Raw genomic sequence first — 15219 nt, forward strand, 5'->3', positions numbered from 1 at the left:
GAATGTATGGCGCGGTTGCGCGCCTTCAGGTTCGGTGCCGGTGCGGGCTTCCTGCGCCGGCATCGCCGTTTCTGGCATTGCGTTCGCTAATGCCTGTGCCGTTCTGATAGGGTAGAGACCGGCGCACGCCAAAAAATAAGCGCACGAGGATGCCCGCCAATGGTTGCCATGCCCGCTCCCGACCGGGAGGTAATTGATCGCCGCGAGAAGATCGTCGCGGCGCTGCGGGAAATCGTGCCGGGCGACGGGGTCATCGCGAACGAGATCGCGATGCGGCCCTATGAGTCCGATGGCGTGACCGCCTACAAGCAGCTTCCGATGGTCGTGGTGCTTCCCGAAACCACCGCGCAGGTCTCGGCGGTCCTGAAATACTGCCATGCCGAAGGCATCAAGGTCGTACCGCGCGGTGCGGGCACGTCGCTTTCCGGCGGCGCGCTGCCGCTGGCCGATGGCGTGCTGCTCGGCATGGGCAAGTTCAACAAGGTACTCGACATCGACTATGCCAACCGCGCGGTCGTCGCCCAGCCCGGCGTCACCAACCTCGGCATCACCAAGGCGGTGGAAGGCAAGGGCTTCTATTACGCGCCCGATCCCTCGTCGCAAATCGCCTGCACCATTGGCGGCAATGTCGGCGAGAACTCCGGCGGCGTGCATTGCCTGAAATACGGCCTCACCACGAACAACGTGCTCGGCGTGGAGATGGTGCTGATCACGGGCGAGGTGGTCCGTTTCGGCGGCAAGCACCTCGACGCCGAAGGCTACGATTTCCTGAGCCTCATCATCGGCTCGGAAGGGCTGCTTGGTGTCGTGACCGAAGTCACCGTGCGCATCCTGAAGAAGCCGGAGACGGCGCGCGCATTGCTCGTCGGCTTCTCGACTTCCGAGGCGGCGGGCGACTGCGTCGCGCGCACCATCGGCGCCGGGATCATCCCCGGCGGCATGGAAATGATGGATCGACCGGCGATCAAGGCGGCGGAAGATTTCGTGAAGGCGGGTTACCCGCTCGATGTCGAGGCGCTGCTCATCGTCGAACTCGACGGGCCGGAAGCGGAGGTCGATCACCTGATCGAACAGGTTTCGGCAATCGCGAAAGATTGCGGCGCAGGCGAAATCCGCATTTCCACCAACGAGGAAGAACGCCTGAAATTCTGGGCCGGACGCAAGGCGGCATTCCCCGCGGTCGGCCGCATTTCGCCGGACTATCTCTGCATGGACGGCACCATTCCGCGCGCGAAGTTGCCGCTGGTGCTGGCGCGGATGCGCGAGATGTCGGAAAAATACGGGCTGCTGGTCGCGAACGTGTTTCATGCCGGCGACGGCAACCTGCACCCGCTCATTCTCTATGATGCGAACAAGGAAGGCGAACTGAAGCGCGCCGAGGAATTCGGCAGCGATATTCTGCGCCTGTGTGTCGAGGTCGGCGGCGTGCTGACCGGCGAGCATGGCGTCGGCGTGGAAAAGCGCGACCTGATGCCCGCGATGTTTAGTAAAGTAGACCTCGACCAGCAACTTCGCGTGAAGTGCGCCTTCGACGACAAGGGCCTGCTCAATCCCGGCAAGGTCTTTCCCGAACTGCATCGTTGCGCCGAGATGGGCCGGATGCATGTCCACGCGGGCAAGACCGCATTCCCCGACCTGCCGCGCTTCTGATGACCGACATCGTAAAACCCCGCGACGAAGCCGACGTCGCCGAAGCGATCTTGTGGGCCGCAGGAAAAGAGCGGCGTCTCGAACTGATCGGGCATGGCTCTAAACGCGAAATGGGCCGCGCCACGCAGACCGACGCGACGCTCGATCTCTCCGCGCTCTCCGGCATCTCGCTCTATGAACCGGAAGAACTGGTGCTTTCCGCGCGCGCGGCAACGCCGCTCGCGGAAATCGAGAAGGCGCTCGAAGAAAAGAACCAGGAGCTTGCCTTCGAACCCGCCGACTACAGTGCATTGCTCGGCAGGAGCGACAACACATCTACCCTCGGCGGTGCGATTGCCGCCGGACTATCGGGACCACGCCGGGTCAAGGCCGGCGGCGCGCGCGACTTCATTCTTGGCGTCTCGGCGGTGTCCGGGCGCGGCGAATTGTTCAAGGCGGGCGGCCGCGTGGTGAAGAACGTTACCGGCTACGACCTGCCGCGTCTGTTCGCGGGTTCATGGGGAACGCTGGCAGCGATGACCAACATCACGCTCAAGGTCCTGCCGCGCGCCGAAGATTGCTTGACGGTGCTGGTGTTCGGCCTGACCGACGTGCGCGCGAATGAAGCGATGTCGGCGGCGATGGGTTCCTCCTGCGAAGTCTCGGCCGCCGCCCACCTGCCGCAATGGCCCGCGGATTCGGTCGACGAATTGAAATCGCCCGGCCGAGCGGTAACCGCGCTGCGGCTCGAAGGCATTCCGCAGTCCATCGCCTACCGGCGCAAGAAGCTCGAAGAACTGCTGCGGCCCTTCGGCGAGCTGGGAAGCCTCGACGCGAAAACCTCTCGTGCGTTCTGGAAAAGCGTACGCGACGTGCGCCCGTTCGCCGACCGGACCCGGCGCGCGGTCTGGAAAATCTCCACGACCCCGACACTCGCGCCCGGCATTGCTGCCGGTATCAACGCCAACGTAGGCGCAATCTGCTTCTACGATTGGGCGGGCGGCCTGATCTGGGCGGAGATGCCGGGCGAACAGCCGCAGGAAGGCGCGGTGCGCAAGTCGCTGGCCGGTCGCGGCCACGCGACCCTGATCCGCGCCTCTGCCGCTGCCCGCGCTTCGGCTTCGGTGTTCGAGCCACTGGACCCGGCCGCAGCCGCGCTTGCGCGCCGGTTGAAAGAGAGCTTCGATCCGAAGGGAATTCTGAACCCCGGCAGGATGTACGCCGAAGGGTAGCCGTGCGTTTCCGTTATGGAACGAAGCCGCGAACGCCGGATTAGGATGCGTTGGCCGCGCCGCGGCCGGAGTCATCGCGCATGGCGCAAGACCGTCAGCTATCCGACGAACAGGCCCGTAAAAAGTATCTGATCCGCCGCTTTCTGGAAGCCGCAGGAGGCTTCTGGGGCAAGCACGGCGACCGCATGGCGTGGTGGCTGGCCGCGCTGCTGCTCGCGATCGTCGCGGGGCAGGTCTACATCCAGTACCAGATCAACGTATGGAATCGCGCGATCTTCGACGCGCTGGAGCAGAAGAACGCCGGCGTCGTCGCATGGCAGGCGCTGATCTTCGTGCCGCTGGCGCTCGCCTCCATCGCGTTCGCGGTGGCGATCGTCTACGCGCGCGTGGAAACGCAGTTGCGCTGGCGCGAGTGGGTCACGAACTATCTGACCGACCGCTGGCTGGCGAACGGGCGTTACTTCCATCTCAATCTGATGGATGGCGACCACAAGAATCCCGAATACCGCATTTCCGAAGACGTCCGCATCGCGACCGAAGCGCCGGTCGATTTTACGGTGGGCGTGGCGTCCGCTTTCCTGTCGGCTGCGACCTTCGTCGGCGTGCTGTGGTTCGTCGGCGGCGATCTTTCCTTCGACTGGGGCGGCACACGGATCACCGTTCCCGGTTTTCTGGTGATTGCGGCGGTGCTCTATGCCGTAACCGCAAGCACGGTGATGGTCTTCATCGGCCGCAAATACGTCGCGGCGAGCGAAGGCAAGGCGCAATCGGAAGCGGAGATGCGCTACGCCCTCACGCGGCTTCGCGAGAACGGCGAGAGCATCGCGCTGATCGAGGGAGAGCGCGAGGAAAAAGAAGGTCTTTCCGCGATCCTCACCGACGTGCTGCGCCGCTGGCGCGAGGTGCGCACGCAATACATGAAAACCACCATCGTCGCGCAGTCGAGTTTCCTGATCGCGCCGGTGATTCCGGTCATTCTTTGCGCGCCGAAATATCTGGCTACCGAAATGTCGCTGGGGCAGGTGATTCAGGCGGCTTCCGCTTTCGTCACCGTACAGACGGCGTTCAACTGGATCGTCGATAACTATCCCCGCCTCGCCGACTGGACCGCGAGCGCGCGCCGCGCGTCTTCGCTGATCGTGGCGCTCGATGGTCTGGAGAGTTTCGAGAACGACAAGAACGCCCGCCGCATCAACGTAATCGAGAGCAGCGACGGCCCCGCGCTCACCCTCCACATGGTGTCGGTCGCGCTGGATGACGGTACCGGCGTCGTAAAGGACGCGGAGGTCTCGGTTGCGCCGGGTGAGCGCGTACTGATCGTCGGCGAGTCCGGTTCGGGCAAGAGTACGCTGCTGCGCGCCATTGCGGGTCTGTGGCCGTGGGGCGGCGGGGAAATCCGCATCGCAAAGGGTGCAAGGATGAGCTTCCTGCCGCAGCGGCCCTACGTGCCGTCAGGCTCTCTGCTGCGCGCCGCCGCGTATCCGATGGACGAAAAGGAAGTGAACAAGGATGAGGTGGTGCAGGCGCTCACGGATGTCGATCTGGCCGACCACATCGACCGCCTCGAAGAGCAGAACGAGCCGTGGGACCAGACACTTTCCGGCGGCGAAAAGCAGCGGCTCGCTTTTGCCCGCATCCTGATCCACAAGCCCGACATCGTGATTCTAGATGAAGCCACTTCCGCACTCGATACCGTCAGCCAGGAAAAGCTGATGAACCTGATCCACGAGCGCTATCCGGAAATGACCATCGTCAGCGTCGGTCATCGTCCGGAACTGGAGGAGTTTCACGACCGCAAGCTTGTCCTCGAGTTGGACAAGGGCGGGGCGAAGATCGCGAAGGATATCGACATCGATACGGTAGCGCGGCGAGGCTTTTTCTTCTTCCGGCGGTTATTTCGCAAGAACGCCGCCACCGAAGGCAGCGACGAACCGTAGCGCCGGGTGCCGCGCCCATTGCCTTCGATGCGAAGGCGTGAGACGAACCTGCCATGCAGACGCATTTCTCGCTTGCGCAACTGGCCGACCCGAAAATAGCGGAAGCCGACAAGGTTCTGCGCGCCTGCGTCCATTGCGGTTTTTGCACCGCGACATGCCCGACCTACGTTTTGCTCGGCGACGAAGCCGACAGTCCGCGCGGCCGCATCTACCTGATGAAGCAGATGCTGGAGCAGGATCGTCCCGCGACGAAGCACGACGTCAAGCACATCGACCGTTGCCTTTCGTGCCTGTCTTGCATGACCACTTGCCCCTCTGGCGTGCATTACATGCACCTCGTCGATCATTCGCGCGATCATATCGAGAGAACCTACCGTCGCCCCATCGGGGATAAGCTGATTCGCTGGATGCTGCGTTTCCTGATGCCCCATCCGAAGCGCTTCCGCGCGGCGATGCGGCTTGCAAATCTCACGCGCTGGACCGCACCGCTCGCGGAGGCGCTCGGCATGAAGCGAATTCCTGCGATGTTGAAGCTCGCTCCGCGCAGCCTGCCCAAAGGCTCGTCGGGCCTCGTGCATATCCATCCGCAGTTCGGCGAGAAGCGCGGGCGTGTCGTGTTGATGTCCGGCTGCGTCGATCAGGTGGTGCGCCCGGAAATTCGCGAGAGCGCGATCCGGCTGCTGAACCGCTCCGGCATCGAAGTGATCCTGCCGGAAGGCGAGGCCTGTTGCGGCTCGCTCTCGCATCACATGGGCAAGGAACACGAGGCGCTCGATTTCGTGCGCAACAATGTCGATGTCTGGAACCGCGAGATCGAGAATGGCGGGCTGGACGCCATCCTGATTACCGCTTCCGGCTGCGGGACCACGGTGAAGGACTACGGCTTTATGCTCCGCACCGACGAGGCCTATCGCGAGAAGGCGGCGAAAGTTTCGGCGCTGGCCCGGGATATCTCCGAGTATCTCGTGACCCTCGACCTGCCGAAACCGGAAGAAAAGCGTATCCCGCTCGCCTATCACTCCGCCTGCTCGATGCAGCACGGCCAGAAGATCACCCGCCATCCGAAAGATTTGCTCTCGCGCGCCGGGTTCGAGGTTCGGGAAGTTCCCGAAGGCCATCTCTGCTGCGGTTCGGCCGGCACCTACAATATGTTGCAGCCCGAAATCGCGGGCCGTTTGCGGGACCGCAAGGTCGCGAATATCCGCACCACCGGCGCGGGTTTGATCGCAACCGGCAACGTCGGCTGCATGGTCCAGATCGGCTCCGGCCTCGATTGGCCGGTTCTGCACACTGTAGAACTGCTGGATTGGGCCACCGGCGGCCCAAAACCTTCTGCGTTAGCCCGCTGGAATCCCCCGGATGCTTTGTGGCATAACCCCGCCACTTCAATTCCCAGGGAGAAGGCCGATGGCCCTCGCGAAGAAATCAAAGCGTAAGGGCAAGGCTAAAACCGCCCGCGCCGCTGCCAAGAAGACCAAAAAGACCAAGAAGCCTGCGAAGAAGGTGGCAAGCAAAAAGCCGCTGACCAAGGGCAAGCTGGCCGGCAAGCAGAAGGTCAAGACTTCGGCGAAGGTCACCAAGGGCGCCTCCTATCGCGTTGGCGGTGCGTCCATCCATGCCGCGCGCGGCCCGCGCTTCGACGAAATCCTCACGAAAGAAGCGCTCGCCTTCGTCGCGGACCTGCACAAGCGCTTCGAGAAGAAGCGCCGCGAACTCATGCAGCGCCGCACGCAGCGTCAGGCCCGCTTCGACAAGGGCGAGCTGCCCGACTTCCTGAACGAAACCCGCAAAATCCGCGAAAGCGACTGGAAGATCGGCAAGCTGCCGAAAGACCTGCTCGACCGCCGCGTCGAAATCACCGGCCCGGTCGATCGCAAGATGGTCGTCAACGCGCTGAACTCCGGCGCGGAAGTTTTCATGGCGGACTTCGAGGACGCCTGCTCGCCGAGCTGGGAAAACCTGATCGACGGTCAGATCAACCTGAAGGACCGCTGGGAAGGCAAGATCGACTTCACCGATCCCACCACGAAGAAAGAATACAAGCTCTCCTCGAAGCCCGCGACGCTTCTGGTGCGCCCGCGCGGTTGGCACCTGATGGAAGATCACGTCATGGTCGGCGGTCAGCCGGTCTCCGGCGCGCTGTTCGATTTTGCGCTTTATTTCTTCCATTGTGGCCAGAGGGCGCGCGCCGCCGGTTCCGGCCCGTACTTCTATCTGCCGAAGCTGGAGAGCCATCTGGAGGCGAAGCTCTGGAACGACGTCTTCGTCTACGCGCAGAAGAAGCTGAAAATGCCGAAGGGTACGATCAAGGCCACCATCCTGATCGAAACGTTGCCCGCCGCCTTCGAAATGGACGAAATCCTCTATGTCCTGCGCGATCACATCGCGGGCCTGAACTGCGGCCGCTGGGACTACATCTTCTCGTTCATCAAGCGCCTCGGCAAGAACAAGCGATTCCTCACGCCGGATCGCGGCGTGATGACGATGGACCGCGCGTTCCTGCGCGCCTATTCGCTGCTGCTGATCCGCACCTGCCACCGCCGCGGCGCGTTCGCGATGGGCGGCATGGCCGCGCAGATTCCGGTGCGCAACGATCCGGTGAAGAACGAGTCGGCATTTGCCAAGGTGCGGCAGGACAAGGAACGCGAGGCCGGTGACGGCCACGACGGCACCTGGGTCGCGCATCCCGATCTCGTCCCGATCGCGGCTGAAGTGTTCAACCGCTTGATGAAGACGCCGAACCAGCTCGATAAACTGCGCCGCGACGTGCAGGTCACGCGCGACCAGTTGCTGGAGATGCATTCCGGCGAGCGTACCGAGGACGGCCTGCGCCAGAACATCCGCGTCGGCATCCAGTATATCGAAGCCTGGTTGCGCGGACGCGGCGCGGTGCCGCTCTATCACCTCATGGAAGACGCCGCGACCGCCGAGATCAGCCGTGCGCAGGTCTGGCAGTGGCTCTATCACCGCGCCAAGCTCGCCGATGGCCGCGAGGTGACTGCGGAATTGTTCGAAGAAGTGCTGCGCGACGAGATGGCGAAGGTTCGCGCCGCGATCACGCCCGCCGTCTACGATCAGGGCCGCTTCGCCGAGGCGATCAAGCTGTTCCGCGACATGTCGCTCGCGCACGACTTCGAGGAATTCCTGACGCTTCCGGCGTACAAGCTGATTACGTCGAAGAAGCCGTCGAACGCGAATTCCTGCCCGGTTTAATTCACTCGCGCAGGTCAAAATAAAAACGGGCCTCTCGCAAGAGAGGCCCGTTTGTTTTGCCGCCCGCTGGAAGCGGCACAGGCACTTTCGGAAAATCAGATCACGAATACCTTGGTCCCGACCTTCACGCGCTCGTAGAGGTCGATCACGTCCTGGTTGCGCATCCGAATGCAGCCGGAAGAAACGGCGCTGCCGATGGTATGCGGCTCGTTTGAGCCGTGGATGCGGTAGAGCGACGAACCGAGATAGAGCGCTCGCGCGCCGAGCGGATTTTTCGGACCGCCGGGCATGAACTCCGGCAGGTGCGGCTGGCGCTGGCGCATTTCCTTCGGCGGGCGCCAGTCCGGCCACTCTTTCATTGCGGTGACAGTCTTCACGCCGGCCCATTCGAAGCCGGGACGTCCGACACCGACGCCGTAACGCACTGCGCGCCCGTTGCCGAGCACGTAGTATAGGTAGCGCGTCTTGGTATCGATGATGATCGTGCCCGCGGGGTGTTCCGTCTTGTACTCGACTTCCTTGCGCTCGTAGCGCGGGTCGAACACCGGCGAGCGCGGCGGCTGCGCCAGCGGATCGGTGCGCGTGACGTAGAGCGGCTCCTGCTCGCGTTGCTGCTGCACGTAATCCGTGCGCGGCGCATAGTAATAGTTCTGCTCACGGCGCGGCTGCGGATGCTGCTGGTAGCGCTGGCCGCTATTGCCGGTCACGAGAAACTCGATGAAGCCACCGCCGAGATTGCCGCGCGGCTGCTGCGCTTCGTAGTAGCGCTCCTCGCGGTCACGTTCGCGCTGCGCCTGCCGCTGCTGGCGCGGCTGCGGTTCGGGCTGCTCCAGTTCGGCATCGAACTGCTGCGTGCGCTGGCGGCGCTGGTTGCGCACGGGCTTGTCGCCGTTCGGGTGCGTGATGTAGCGCGGCGCGGGCACGACATACGGTCCCTGCAACTGCGCAAGCACCATGGGATCGACCGGCTCGACCGAGAAATCCTCGGCAAAGGCGGGAGTGGCGGCGAGCGCCACGAACAATGGGATACAGATTTTACGCATCGACGTACTCACGAACAAAACGCCGGCTTGCACGCGCGCGATGAAGTTCGCGCTTGTCTGCGTTAGTAATTTGTCATCCCAACCGATTGGTAAATTCGCGCGGCTCGCGGCGCATCAACGCGCGTAAACTGGGCCTATCCTTCGCATCATGGTTGCCAGACGCTTAGGGATCATGGTTTCGGGACTGTTAACGCGGCCGCCGGATCGCCATGAAGCAAAAGAAGGCGACGACGATGAACGCAGCCGTGAGCGCCAGCGCCGCCGGATCCGAAACTCGCTCGATCACCAGCGCCATCAGGATCGGCGCGCTGGCTTGTACCGCGAGTGCGGGCACCGCGATTCGCCCCACCAGATGCCCGTAGCCCTGCGGGCCGAACAGCGCGAGCGGCAGCGTACCGCGCGCAATCGTCATCAGTCCGTTCGCTGCGCCGAACAGCACGACGAACGCGGCGGCCGTTAGCGCGCTGATCCCGAAGATGCCGAAGATGCAGAACGCCCCGATAAGGAGTGCCGCGGAAAACCGCGCGACGTTCAGCGGATAGGTATGGCGCGCAAGCGCCAGCTCGCAGATGCGCGCCGCCACCTGCGAAGGCCCGAACAGCGCGCCGATCGCGACCGCGGTCGAGCGGTCCACGCCCATGCGCTCGTAGATCAGCAGCATATGCGTCAGCATCCCCGATTGCGCGAACATGAACGTCGCGAAAGCGGCAGCTACCAACATGAATGGCAATCCGTGCGGCGGCAGCAATGCCGGCGCCTTCGTGCCTTCCTTTGGCGGTGGCGGCGCCTTGGCCTGCTCGCGCGGAATCAGGAAAGCATGGAGCGGCGCCGCGATCAGCGCCATCACCGCGGCGTAAATCCAGTACGTTCCCTTCCAGTCGGTCTGTGTCAGCAGCAGATGCGTGACCGGCCACATCACGGTCGAGGCGAAGCCGCCGATCAGCGTCAGCATCGTGATCTGCCGCCGCGCCTCCGGACCGAAAATGCGCGTCAGCGATGCAAAAGCCGGATCGTAAAGGTTCGATGCCATCGCGATGCCGAGCAATGCCCATACGGCATAATAGGCAGCAGGATGCGTCACCACCGGGAGCAGGGCGAAGCCAAGTGCCGCGACCAGCGAACCGCAGGCCATCACGTAATGTCCGCCATAGCGGTCGATGGCCTTGCCGATCCACGGCGAAACGATCCCGCCCGTGAGGAACCCGACCGAAAGCCCGCCCATCGCCAGCGCAATCGGCCAGCCGCGCTCCTTGGCCAGCAGCGGCAACAGCAACGCCGGCGCATAGATGATCGTGCCCCAGGCAAGGATCATGTTCACGCCGAACACGGGTACGGCGCGATGCGGGCCGCGCAATTTGGAGAGCAGGGACATTCGCCTTCTTTTTGCCGCGCCGCTTAACCGGCGGCAATCATTTGCGTGACACCGCCGGGGCTTTTCCCCTCACTTCGTGGGGGTCTGGCGCGGTGCTTTCTTAACTCTCCCTAAACCTGCTGCACCGCATTTTCCGCGCCATGGCGCGCGGACGTTTGTATATCGTCGCCCCGCTCGTCGCTTTGGGGCTGGTTGGCTGTCGCGGCGCGTTCACTTACGAGGAACGCGCGCCCTGGCGCACGCAGGCAGAAGAGCAGTGCGTCGCCCAAAATCTGGTGCGCGCCTCCGCCTATACTTCTCCAGTACCCGAAATCAGCGGCCCGAGTGCCTGCGGGATGAATCATCCCTTCAAGGTCAGCGCCGACCTGAACGGACAGGTCAACATGCAGCCGCAGGCAACGCTCGGCTGTCCGATGACGGCCGCGTTCAACAAATGGCTGAACGAAATTGCGCAGCCTGCCGCGCAGGCATGGTTCGGCGAGCAGATCGTCGAAGTGAAGCAGCTTTCTTCCTATTCGTGCCGCCGCATCGGCGGATACGGGACAATGTCGGAGCACGGCTTCGGGAATGCGCTCGACGTCGCGGGATTCACCTTCCAGAGCGGACGCAAGATAACGGTGAAGGACGGCTGGCACGCTTCGCCGGAGGAACGCGGATTCCTGCGCCAGGTTCATGCCGGCGCGTGCGAAGTATTCACGACCGTGCTTGGCCCCGGTTACAACGCCGCGCACCACGATCATTTCCATTTCGATCTTGCGCGCAGGAACTCGGTGGTCTGCCGTCCGACGCCGCAACCCGTTACGCCGCCGAACAAGCGCTACCGGCAGGATTTCCCGCCGATGGTGCAGCAACAACTGAAACAACAAAAGCAGCAGCAGAAACTCGCGCGCGTCAATTCCGATTACGAGGATGACGACGAAGAAGACCTGCCGCCGCAACCCGCGCCGCGTGCGCGCAATCAGCCGCTCGATCCGTCGCAGGCTTATCCGCCTCCGCAGCAGCAACCGCAGCCCCAGCAGCGCAATGCGAACGCTCCGCTCGTTTTGAATCCGCAGGATCCGTCGAACTACCCGTCGCCGGGTGGGCAGCCGCAATATTTGCAGCAGCCGATTCGGCAGCAGCAACTTCCGCCGCCGCAGCAACAGCCGGTGCAGGCGCCGCAGCAATACCCGCCGCAGTATCCGCCACAACAGCCCCAGCAACCCAACCTGCGTTGGGAGCAGGGTCCGCCGCCAGCGCCGTATAATCCGAACCGTCCCGTTCCGCCGGGCCGCGTCGGCAATGTGAAGACCGATCCCACGGTCACCGGCTCGGTGAAAAACCGGAAACATTACAAGGATGTTCCGGCGACGAAGCAGAACGCGCCGCGCGCCGTTCCCGGTGAAGACTGACCCGCCTCGCTTGACCGGTCGCGAGCACGCTCGTTAGCGTCCCGCATGACTTTTTTTCTGAACGGCCGCGCCGTGGACTACGTCGAATCCGGCGAAGGCCCGTGCATCGTTTTCGTGCCCGGCTCGTTCAGCTCCACCGCGGCCTGGCGGCCGGTTTCTGAAAACCTGAAAGATTTTCGTCTGGTTGCGACCAGCCTGCCGGGGTGCGGGTCTACCGCGCCGTTCGCGCGCGATGATATTTCTTCCGCCGATTACGCGGAAATCATCGAAGCCGTCATCGCCCGCACGCAAAGCCCCGTACATCTTGTCGGGCATTCGTGGGGAGGAACGGTTGCGCTTGCCGCCGCGCTGCGTGGGAAAGTGCCGCTCGCCAGCTTGACCTTGATCGAGGCCAATCCCTGCGATGTCCTGCGCCAGCGTGGAGAAGAAGAATTATACGCCGCCGCGAAAAACATGAGCGATGCCTATGTTCTTGCGTATCGCAACGGCGAGCCGGAAGTGGCGCGGCATGTGATCGACTTCTGGACCGGCGAGGGCACTTTCGCGAAGCTTCCGCCAAAGATGCGCGAATATGCAGTGCAGACTACGCCCGCCAATATCATCGACTGGCCGGCGATGTTCGGGTTCCGCAAGCCATTATCGGACTACGCGAAACTCGATCTTCCGCTGCTGCTGATCCATGGCGACCGTTCGCATCCGTCGCTGCACCGGATCGCCGCGTTGCTCCACGCGACGATTCGTGGCGCGAAGCTGGAAAAGATTCCCGGCGCGAGCCATCTCCTGATCGGCACGCATCCGAAAGAAATCGCCGCGTTGATCGCGGCGCATGTTGCTGCCGTTGCGTAACGCGCTTGCACTTTCTTCGCCGTGCGCTTGCGAGTGGTTCAAGTGGGATTGGCGCTGTTCCAGATGTGTCCCGGCCGTCCGTAATATAATCCGTTCGAGAACGCCGCGCGCGGTTTTAGCGCTTCCAGATCGGCCATTGCCTCGCCGGGTGTCATCGAATCGTCGAGCACGGCGCGAAAGATATTCGCGGCCTGCACCATGTCGCAGGTGTGCGGCGAGAGACGGAATCGGGAAACGCCCATTTTTCGCAATTCCGGCAATTCGTCGATCAGGTTGAGATAGCTCTGCGACATCGTCTGGACGCCGTTGATCGCCAGAAAGGGATTCCGGTCGAGGGTCGTCAATTCGAGTCCGTCGGGGTCGTTCTCGCAAACGAACAGGCAGCTATCCTTGGTGCGGTTGTGCGCGCGCGCATGATAGCAGCGCGCTGACAACGCAAGCGATATGCGTCCGAACACTTGTACCTCGACGGCGATGCCAAGTTCCGAAGCGGCGCTGCAAAGCGAAGCGATCGTTGTCGCGGAAAGCTCGGCGGGAACGCAGACGCTGCGCAGGCCTTTGCCTGCGAGAAGGCGTAGGCTCTCCTCGTTGTAGATATTCAGCAGCGGTCCGGCATGGTGTGGCCTGCCGCGCAAGGCGTAGAGCGCGGAGACGTCATTCGCCTCGACAAGCGTTTCCGTTTCGGAGCAGATATCTTCGATGAGATTTCGGTCAGTCTTTTGCACGACCTGACCCAGAGTCGACAGGATTACGGTCTTGCCGTTCTTTCCGAGCCGCTCGATGACCTCATCGCGATAGTCGGAGAATAGCGGCGCTCTCTTCGAGCAGATCGTTTCGCCGACGTAGACCGTGCCGACAGGGGCCTCGTCGGCAATCCGGAAATAGAAATCGCGCCATGCTTCGGGTTGCCAGTTGAACAGGACCGGTCCCAGCGAAATTTCCGGCTTTACAGTCACGGCTTATCTCCACGTCTTGCTGCGGTAAGCGCCCTGCGTTTCCTTCTGGCCTTCGCTGAGCGCAAGCAGGTTCGCGATCTCCGGGCTACGGCCCGCAAGCACATCATCGACCGCTCTCCGGAAGGCGGAGACGACATTCGTTACATAGGCGCGGCTGCGCTGGCGGCCTTCGATCTTGAATGCCGAAACTCCGGCCTTGATCAGATCGGGCAATAGTGCAGCGAGATTGAGCGTCTGCGGCTCCTCGAATGCGTAATAGCCCTGCGCTCTTGCGGAAGAAAGATAGCGGCCCTTGCAGATGGTTGGGTATCCCGCGCTCTCGCCGCGGCCCAGCACGTCGATCATGAAGCAGCCGAGATGCGAGGCCATGTCGCCATCGGCGTTCGGCTCGAAGCGGACATCCGCTGCCGGAGAGCACACGCCGTCCATATTCGTCGAGAGGCCGGTTACGTAATTCGTAAGGCTGCAACGCCCTTCGGCCATCATCCCGACATTGCCGAAGATGAAAGTCTCGATCTCGCAGGGCGCGTGACCGTGAATCTCAGCGATTTCGGAGACCGTAAGAATTCGCGGTAGCACCACGCGCTTGATGCCGAACTCTTCGCAGAAGTAACGAATGGCCTTCGGCGAAGAAGCTCCGGCTTGCACCGAGAGATGGAGGCGTAGCTTGGGGTGGGTACGCGCGGCATAGGCAGCGACGCCGAAGTCGGCGACGATGATCGCGTCGATACCGATGCATGCCGCCGTATCGACCGCTTCGCGCCAAAGCCCGAACTGGCCGGCGCGCGGAAACGTATTCACCGCCAGCAGGATCTTCGCTTTCCGCGCGTGGGCATAGGCGCTGGCGCTTTCGAGATCGGGAAGCGAGAAGTTAAGCCCCGGAAAATTGCGCGCGTTCGTTGCGTTCTGAAGTCCGCAATACACCGCATCCGCCCCCGCATCGACCGCCGCCCGCAACGCGGCCGGAGTCCCTGCAGGACAAATCAGTTCGGGCCGTTGCAGAGGAGTCGTTTCAGACATGGACGCTTCTCGCCCTGAGGGTTCGCAGTGCAGAGATCACCAACGCGGCGGGTTTCGACAATATACCGAACGCTTCGCTCACGTTGTCGACGATGCTGCCTTCCATGTCGTCGAGCGCGTTACGCAAGGCGACGACGGCTTCGGTGTCGCCGGAGATTTGCAATTCGCGCGAGAAGAAAAGCGCATCGCCGTCGGCCGAGCCGTCGATCAGTCCGAACAGGTCGAGAAACGAACAGGCAATGCGTGCGTCGTGGTGTGGCGGCTGCTCGCGCCGGAAGGGTTCGAGCACGGGTCTTACAGGGTCGGGGGTAAGCACGAGTCCGAACGGCAGATCCACCGGATCGATAAGGAACCGCTTGCTTGCGTGTGTGCCGAGCCGCGCGAACAGCTCCGGGCGCGTCTTCGCGATATGCGCGGCGACAGGGTTGAAGAAAAACCGCAGTAACGGAAGCGGAATAGGCCTCAGCAGGAAATTGACGACGCCTGGTAGGGGCAGGCGAACGTCGTGCTGATGCGGATCGGAACGGGATGCGGTGTGCATCCCGGGGATTTATCGAAACGCCGCGAAATTGGCTTGATA

General features: G+C 62.8%; 12 protein-coding genes. 7 read left to right on the plus strand and 5 right to left on the minus strand.

What is annotated here, in order from left to right; genetic code table 11:
• The first annotated feature begins 168 nt into the window (after positions 1 to 168).
• The 5 genes from KF794_01795 (at position 169) to aceB (ending at position 8011) form a co-directional block, all read left to right on the plus strand.
• Entirely contained in the window at positions 169 to 1650 is a 1482-nt protein-coding gene (locus KF794_01795) for an FAD-binding protein (GenBank protein ID QYK46547.1), read from the plus strand.
• A complete protein-coding gene (locus KF794_01800) occupies positions 1650 to 2861 on the plus strand; it encodes an FAD-binding protein (protein QYK45469.1) in 1212 nt (403 codons plus the stop codon). Before KF794_01795 ends, KF794_01800 begins: the two co-directional genes overlap by 1 nt.
• Before the next feature lie 80 nt (positions 2862 to 2941).
• On the plus strand, positions 2942 to 4798 hold the full coding sequence (locus KF794_01805) for an ABC transporter ATP-binding protein/permease (GenBank protein QYK45470.1): 1857 nt from the start codon (positions 2942 to 2944) through the stop codon (positions 4796 to 4798).
• Positions 4799 to 4851: 53 nt separating this feature from the next.
• Entirely contained in the window at positions 4852 to 6234 is a 1383-nt protein-coding gene (gene glcF / locus KF794_01810; protein QYK45471.1) for a glycolate oxidase subunit GlcF, read from the plus strand.
• The gene (gene aceB / locus KF794_01815; protein ID QYK45472.1) at positions 6206 to 8011 is read left to right on the plus strand and encodes a malate synthase A; all 1806 of its coding nucleotides are present in this window, start codon (positions 6206 to 6208) and stop codon (positions 8009 to 8011) included. The genes glcF and aceB overlap by 29 nt, the downstream gene beginning before the upstream one ends.
• A 95-nt stretch (positions 8012 to 8106) precedes the next feature.
• Here the strand turns inward: aceB and KF794_01820 are convergent, their stop codons facing one another.
• Positions 8107 to 8967: a L,D-transpeptidase gene (locus tag KF794_01820; protein ID QYK46548.1), complete on the minus strand. Its 861-nt coding sequence runs from the start codon at positions 8965 to 8967 to the stop codon at positions 8107 to 8109.
• 274 nt (positions 8968 to 9241) lie between these two features.
• Entirely contained in the window at positions 9242 to 10426 is a 1185-nt protein-coding gene (locus KF794_01825; protein ID QYK45473.1) for an MFS transporter, read from the minus strand.
• A 140-nt stretch (positions 10427 to 10566) separates the two neighbouring features.
• Between KF794_01825 and KF794_01830 the strand changes: the two genes are divergently transcribed.
• Positions 10567 to 11817 carry an extensin family protein gene (locus KF794_01830; GenBank protein ID QYK45474.1) on the plus strand — a complete coding sequence of 417 codons (1251 nt, stop codon included), beginning with the start codon at positions 10567 to 10569 and terminating at the stop codon, positions 11815 to 11817.
• 45 nt (positions 11818 to 11862) lie between these two features.
• The gene (locus KF794_01835; GenBank protein ID QYK45475.1) at positions 11863 to 12663 is read left to right on the plus strand and encodes an alpha/beta hydrolase; all 801 of its coding nucleotides are present in this window, start codon (positions 11863 to 11865) and stop codon (positions 12661 to 12663) included.
• Positions 12664 to 12701: 38 nt separating this feature from the next.
• On the opposite strand, the gene KF794_01840 is transcribed toward KF794_01835, so the two are convergent.
• Genes KF794_01840 through KF794_01850 form a run of 3 tightly spaced genes read right to left on the minus strand, consistent with a single transcriptional unit; the run spans position 12702 to position 15180 of the window.
• A complete protein-coding gene (locus KF794_01840) occupies positions 12702 to 13619 on the minus strand; it encodes a U32 family peptidase (GenBank protein QYK45476.1) in 918 nt (305 codons plus the stop codon).
• Between the two features lie 3 nt (positions 13620 to 13622).
• Positions 13623 to 14639: a U32 family peptidase gene (locus KF794_01845; GenBank protein QYK45477.1), complete on the minus strand. Its 1017-nt coding sequence runs from the start codon at positions 14637 to 14639 to the stop codon at positions 13623 to 13625.
• Positions 14632 to 15180 (minus strand): SCP2 sterol-binding domain-containing protein, encoded by a 549-nt coding sequence (locus KF794_01850; protein ID QYK45478.1) that lies wholly within the window; start codon positions 15178 to 15180, stop codon positions 14632 to 14634. Before KF794_01850 ends, KF794_01845 begins: the two co-directional genes overlap by 8 nt.
• Positions 15181 to 15219: the final 39 nt, after the last annotated feature.

The sequence above is a fragment of the Xanthobacteraceae bacterium genome (assembly GCA_019454205.1).
GTDB lineage: Bacteria > Pseudomonadota > Alphaproteobacteria > Rhizobiales > Xanthobacteraceae.

Coding starts and splice junctions, on each gene's coding strand:
- KF794_01795 (QYK46547.1), top strand. CDS start 169: ATGCCCGCTCCCGACCGGGAGGTAATTGATCGCCGCGAGAAGATCGTC.
- KF794_01800 (QYK45469.1), top strand. CDS start 1,650: ATGACCGACATCGTAAAACCCCGCGACGAAGCCGACGTCGCCGAAGCG.
- KF794_01805 (QYK45470.1), top strand. CDS start 2,942: ATGGCGCAAGACCGTCAGCTATCCGACGAACAGGCCCGTAAAAAGTAT.
- glcF (QYK45471.1), top strand. CDS start 4,852: ATGCAGACGCATTTCTCGCTTGCGCAACTGGCCGACCCGAAAATAGCG.
- aceB (QYK45472.1), top strand. CDS start 6,206: ATGGCCCTCGCGAAGAAATCAAAGCGTAAGGGCAAGGCTAAAACCGCC.
- KF794_01820 (QYK46548.1), bottom strand. CDS start 8,967: ATGGTGCTTGCGCAGTTGCAGGGACCGTATGTCGTGCCCGCGCCGCGC.
- KF794_01825 (QYK45473.1), bottom strand. CDS start 10,426: ATGTCCCTGCTCTCCAAATTGCGCGGCCCGCATCGCGCCGTACCCGTG.
- KF794_01830 (QYK45474.1), top strand. CDS start 10,567: ATGGCGCGCGGACGTTTGTATATCGTCGCCCCGCTCGTCGCTTTGGGG.
- KF794_01835 (QYK45475.1), top strand. CDS start 11,863: ATGACTTTTTTTCTGAACGGCCGCGCCGTGGACTACGTCGAATCCGGC.
- KF794_01845 (QYK45477.1), bottom strand. CDS start 14,639: ATGTCTGAAACGACTCCTCTGCAACGGCCCGAACTGATTTGTCCTGCA.
- KF794_01850 (QYK45478.1), bottom strand. CDS start 15,180: ATGCACACCGCATCCCGTTCCGATCCGCATCAGCACGACGTTCGCCTG.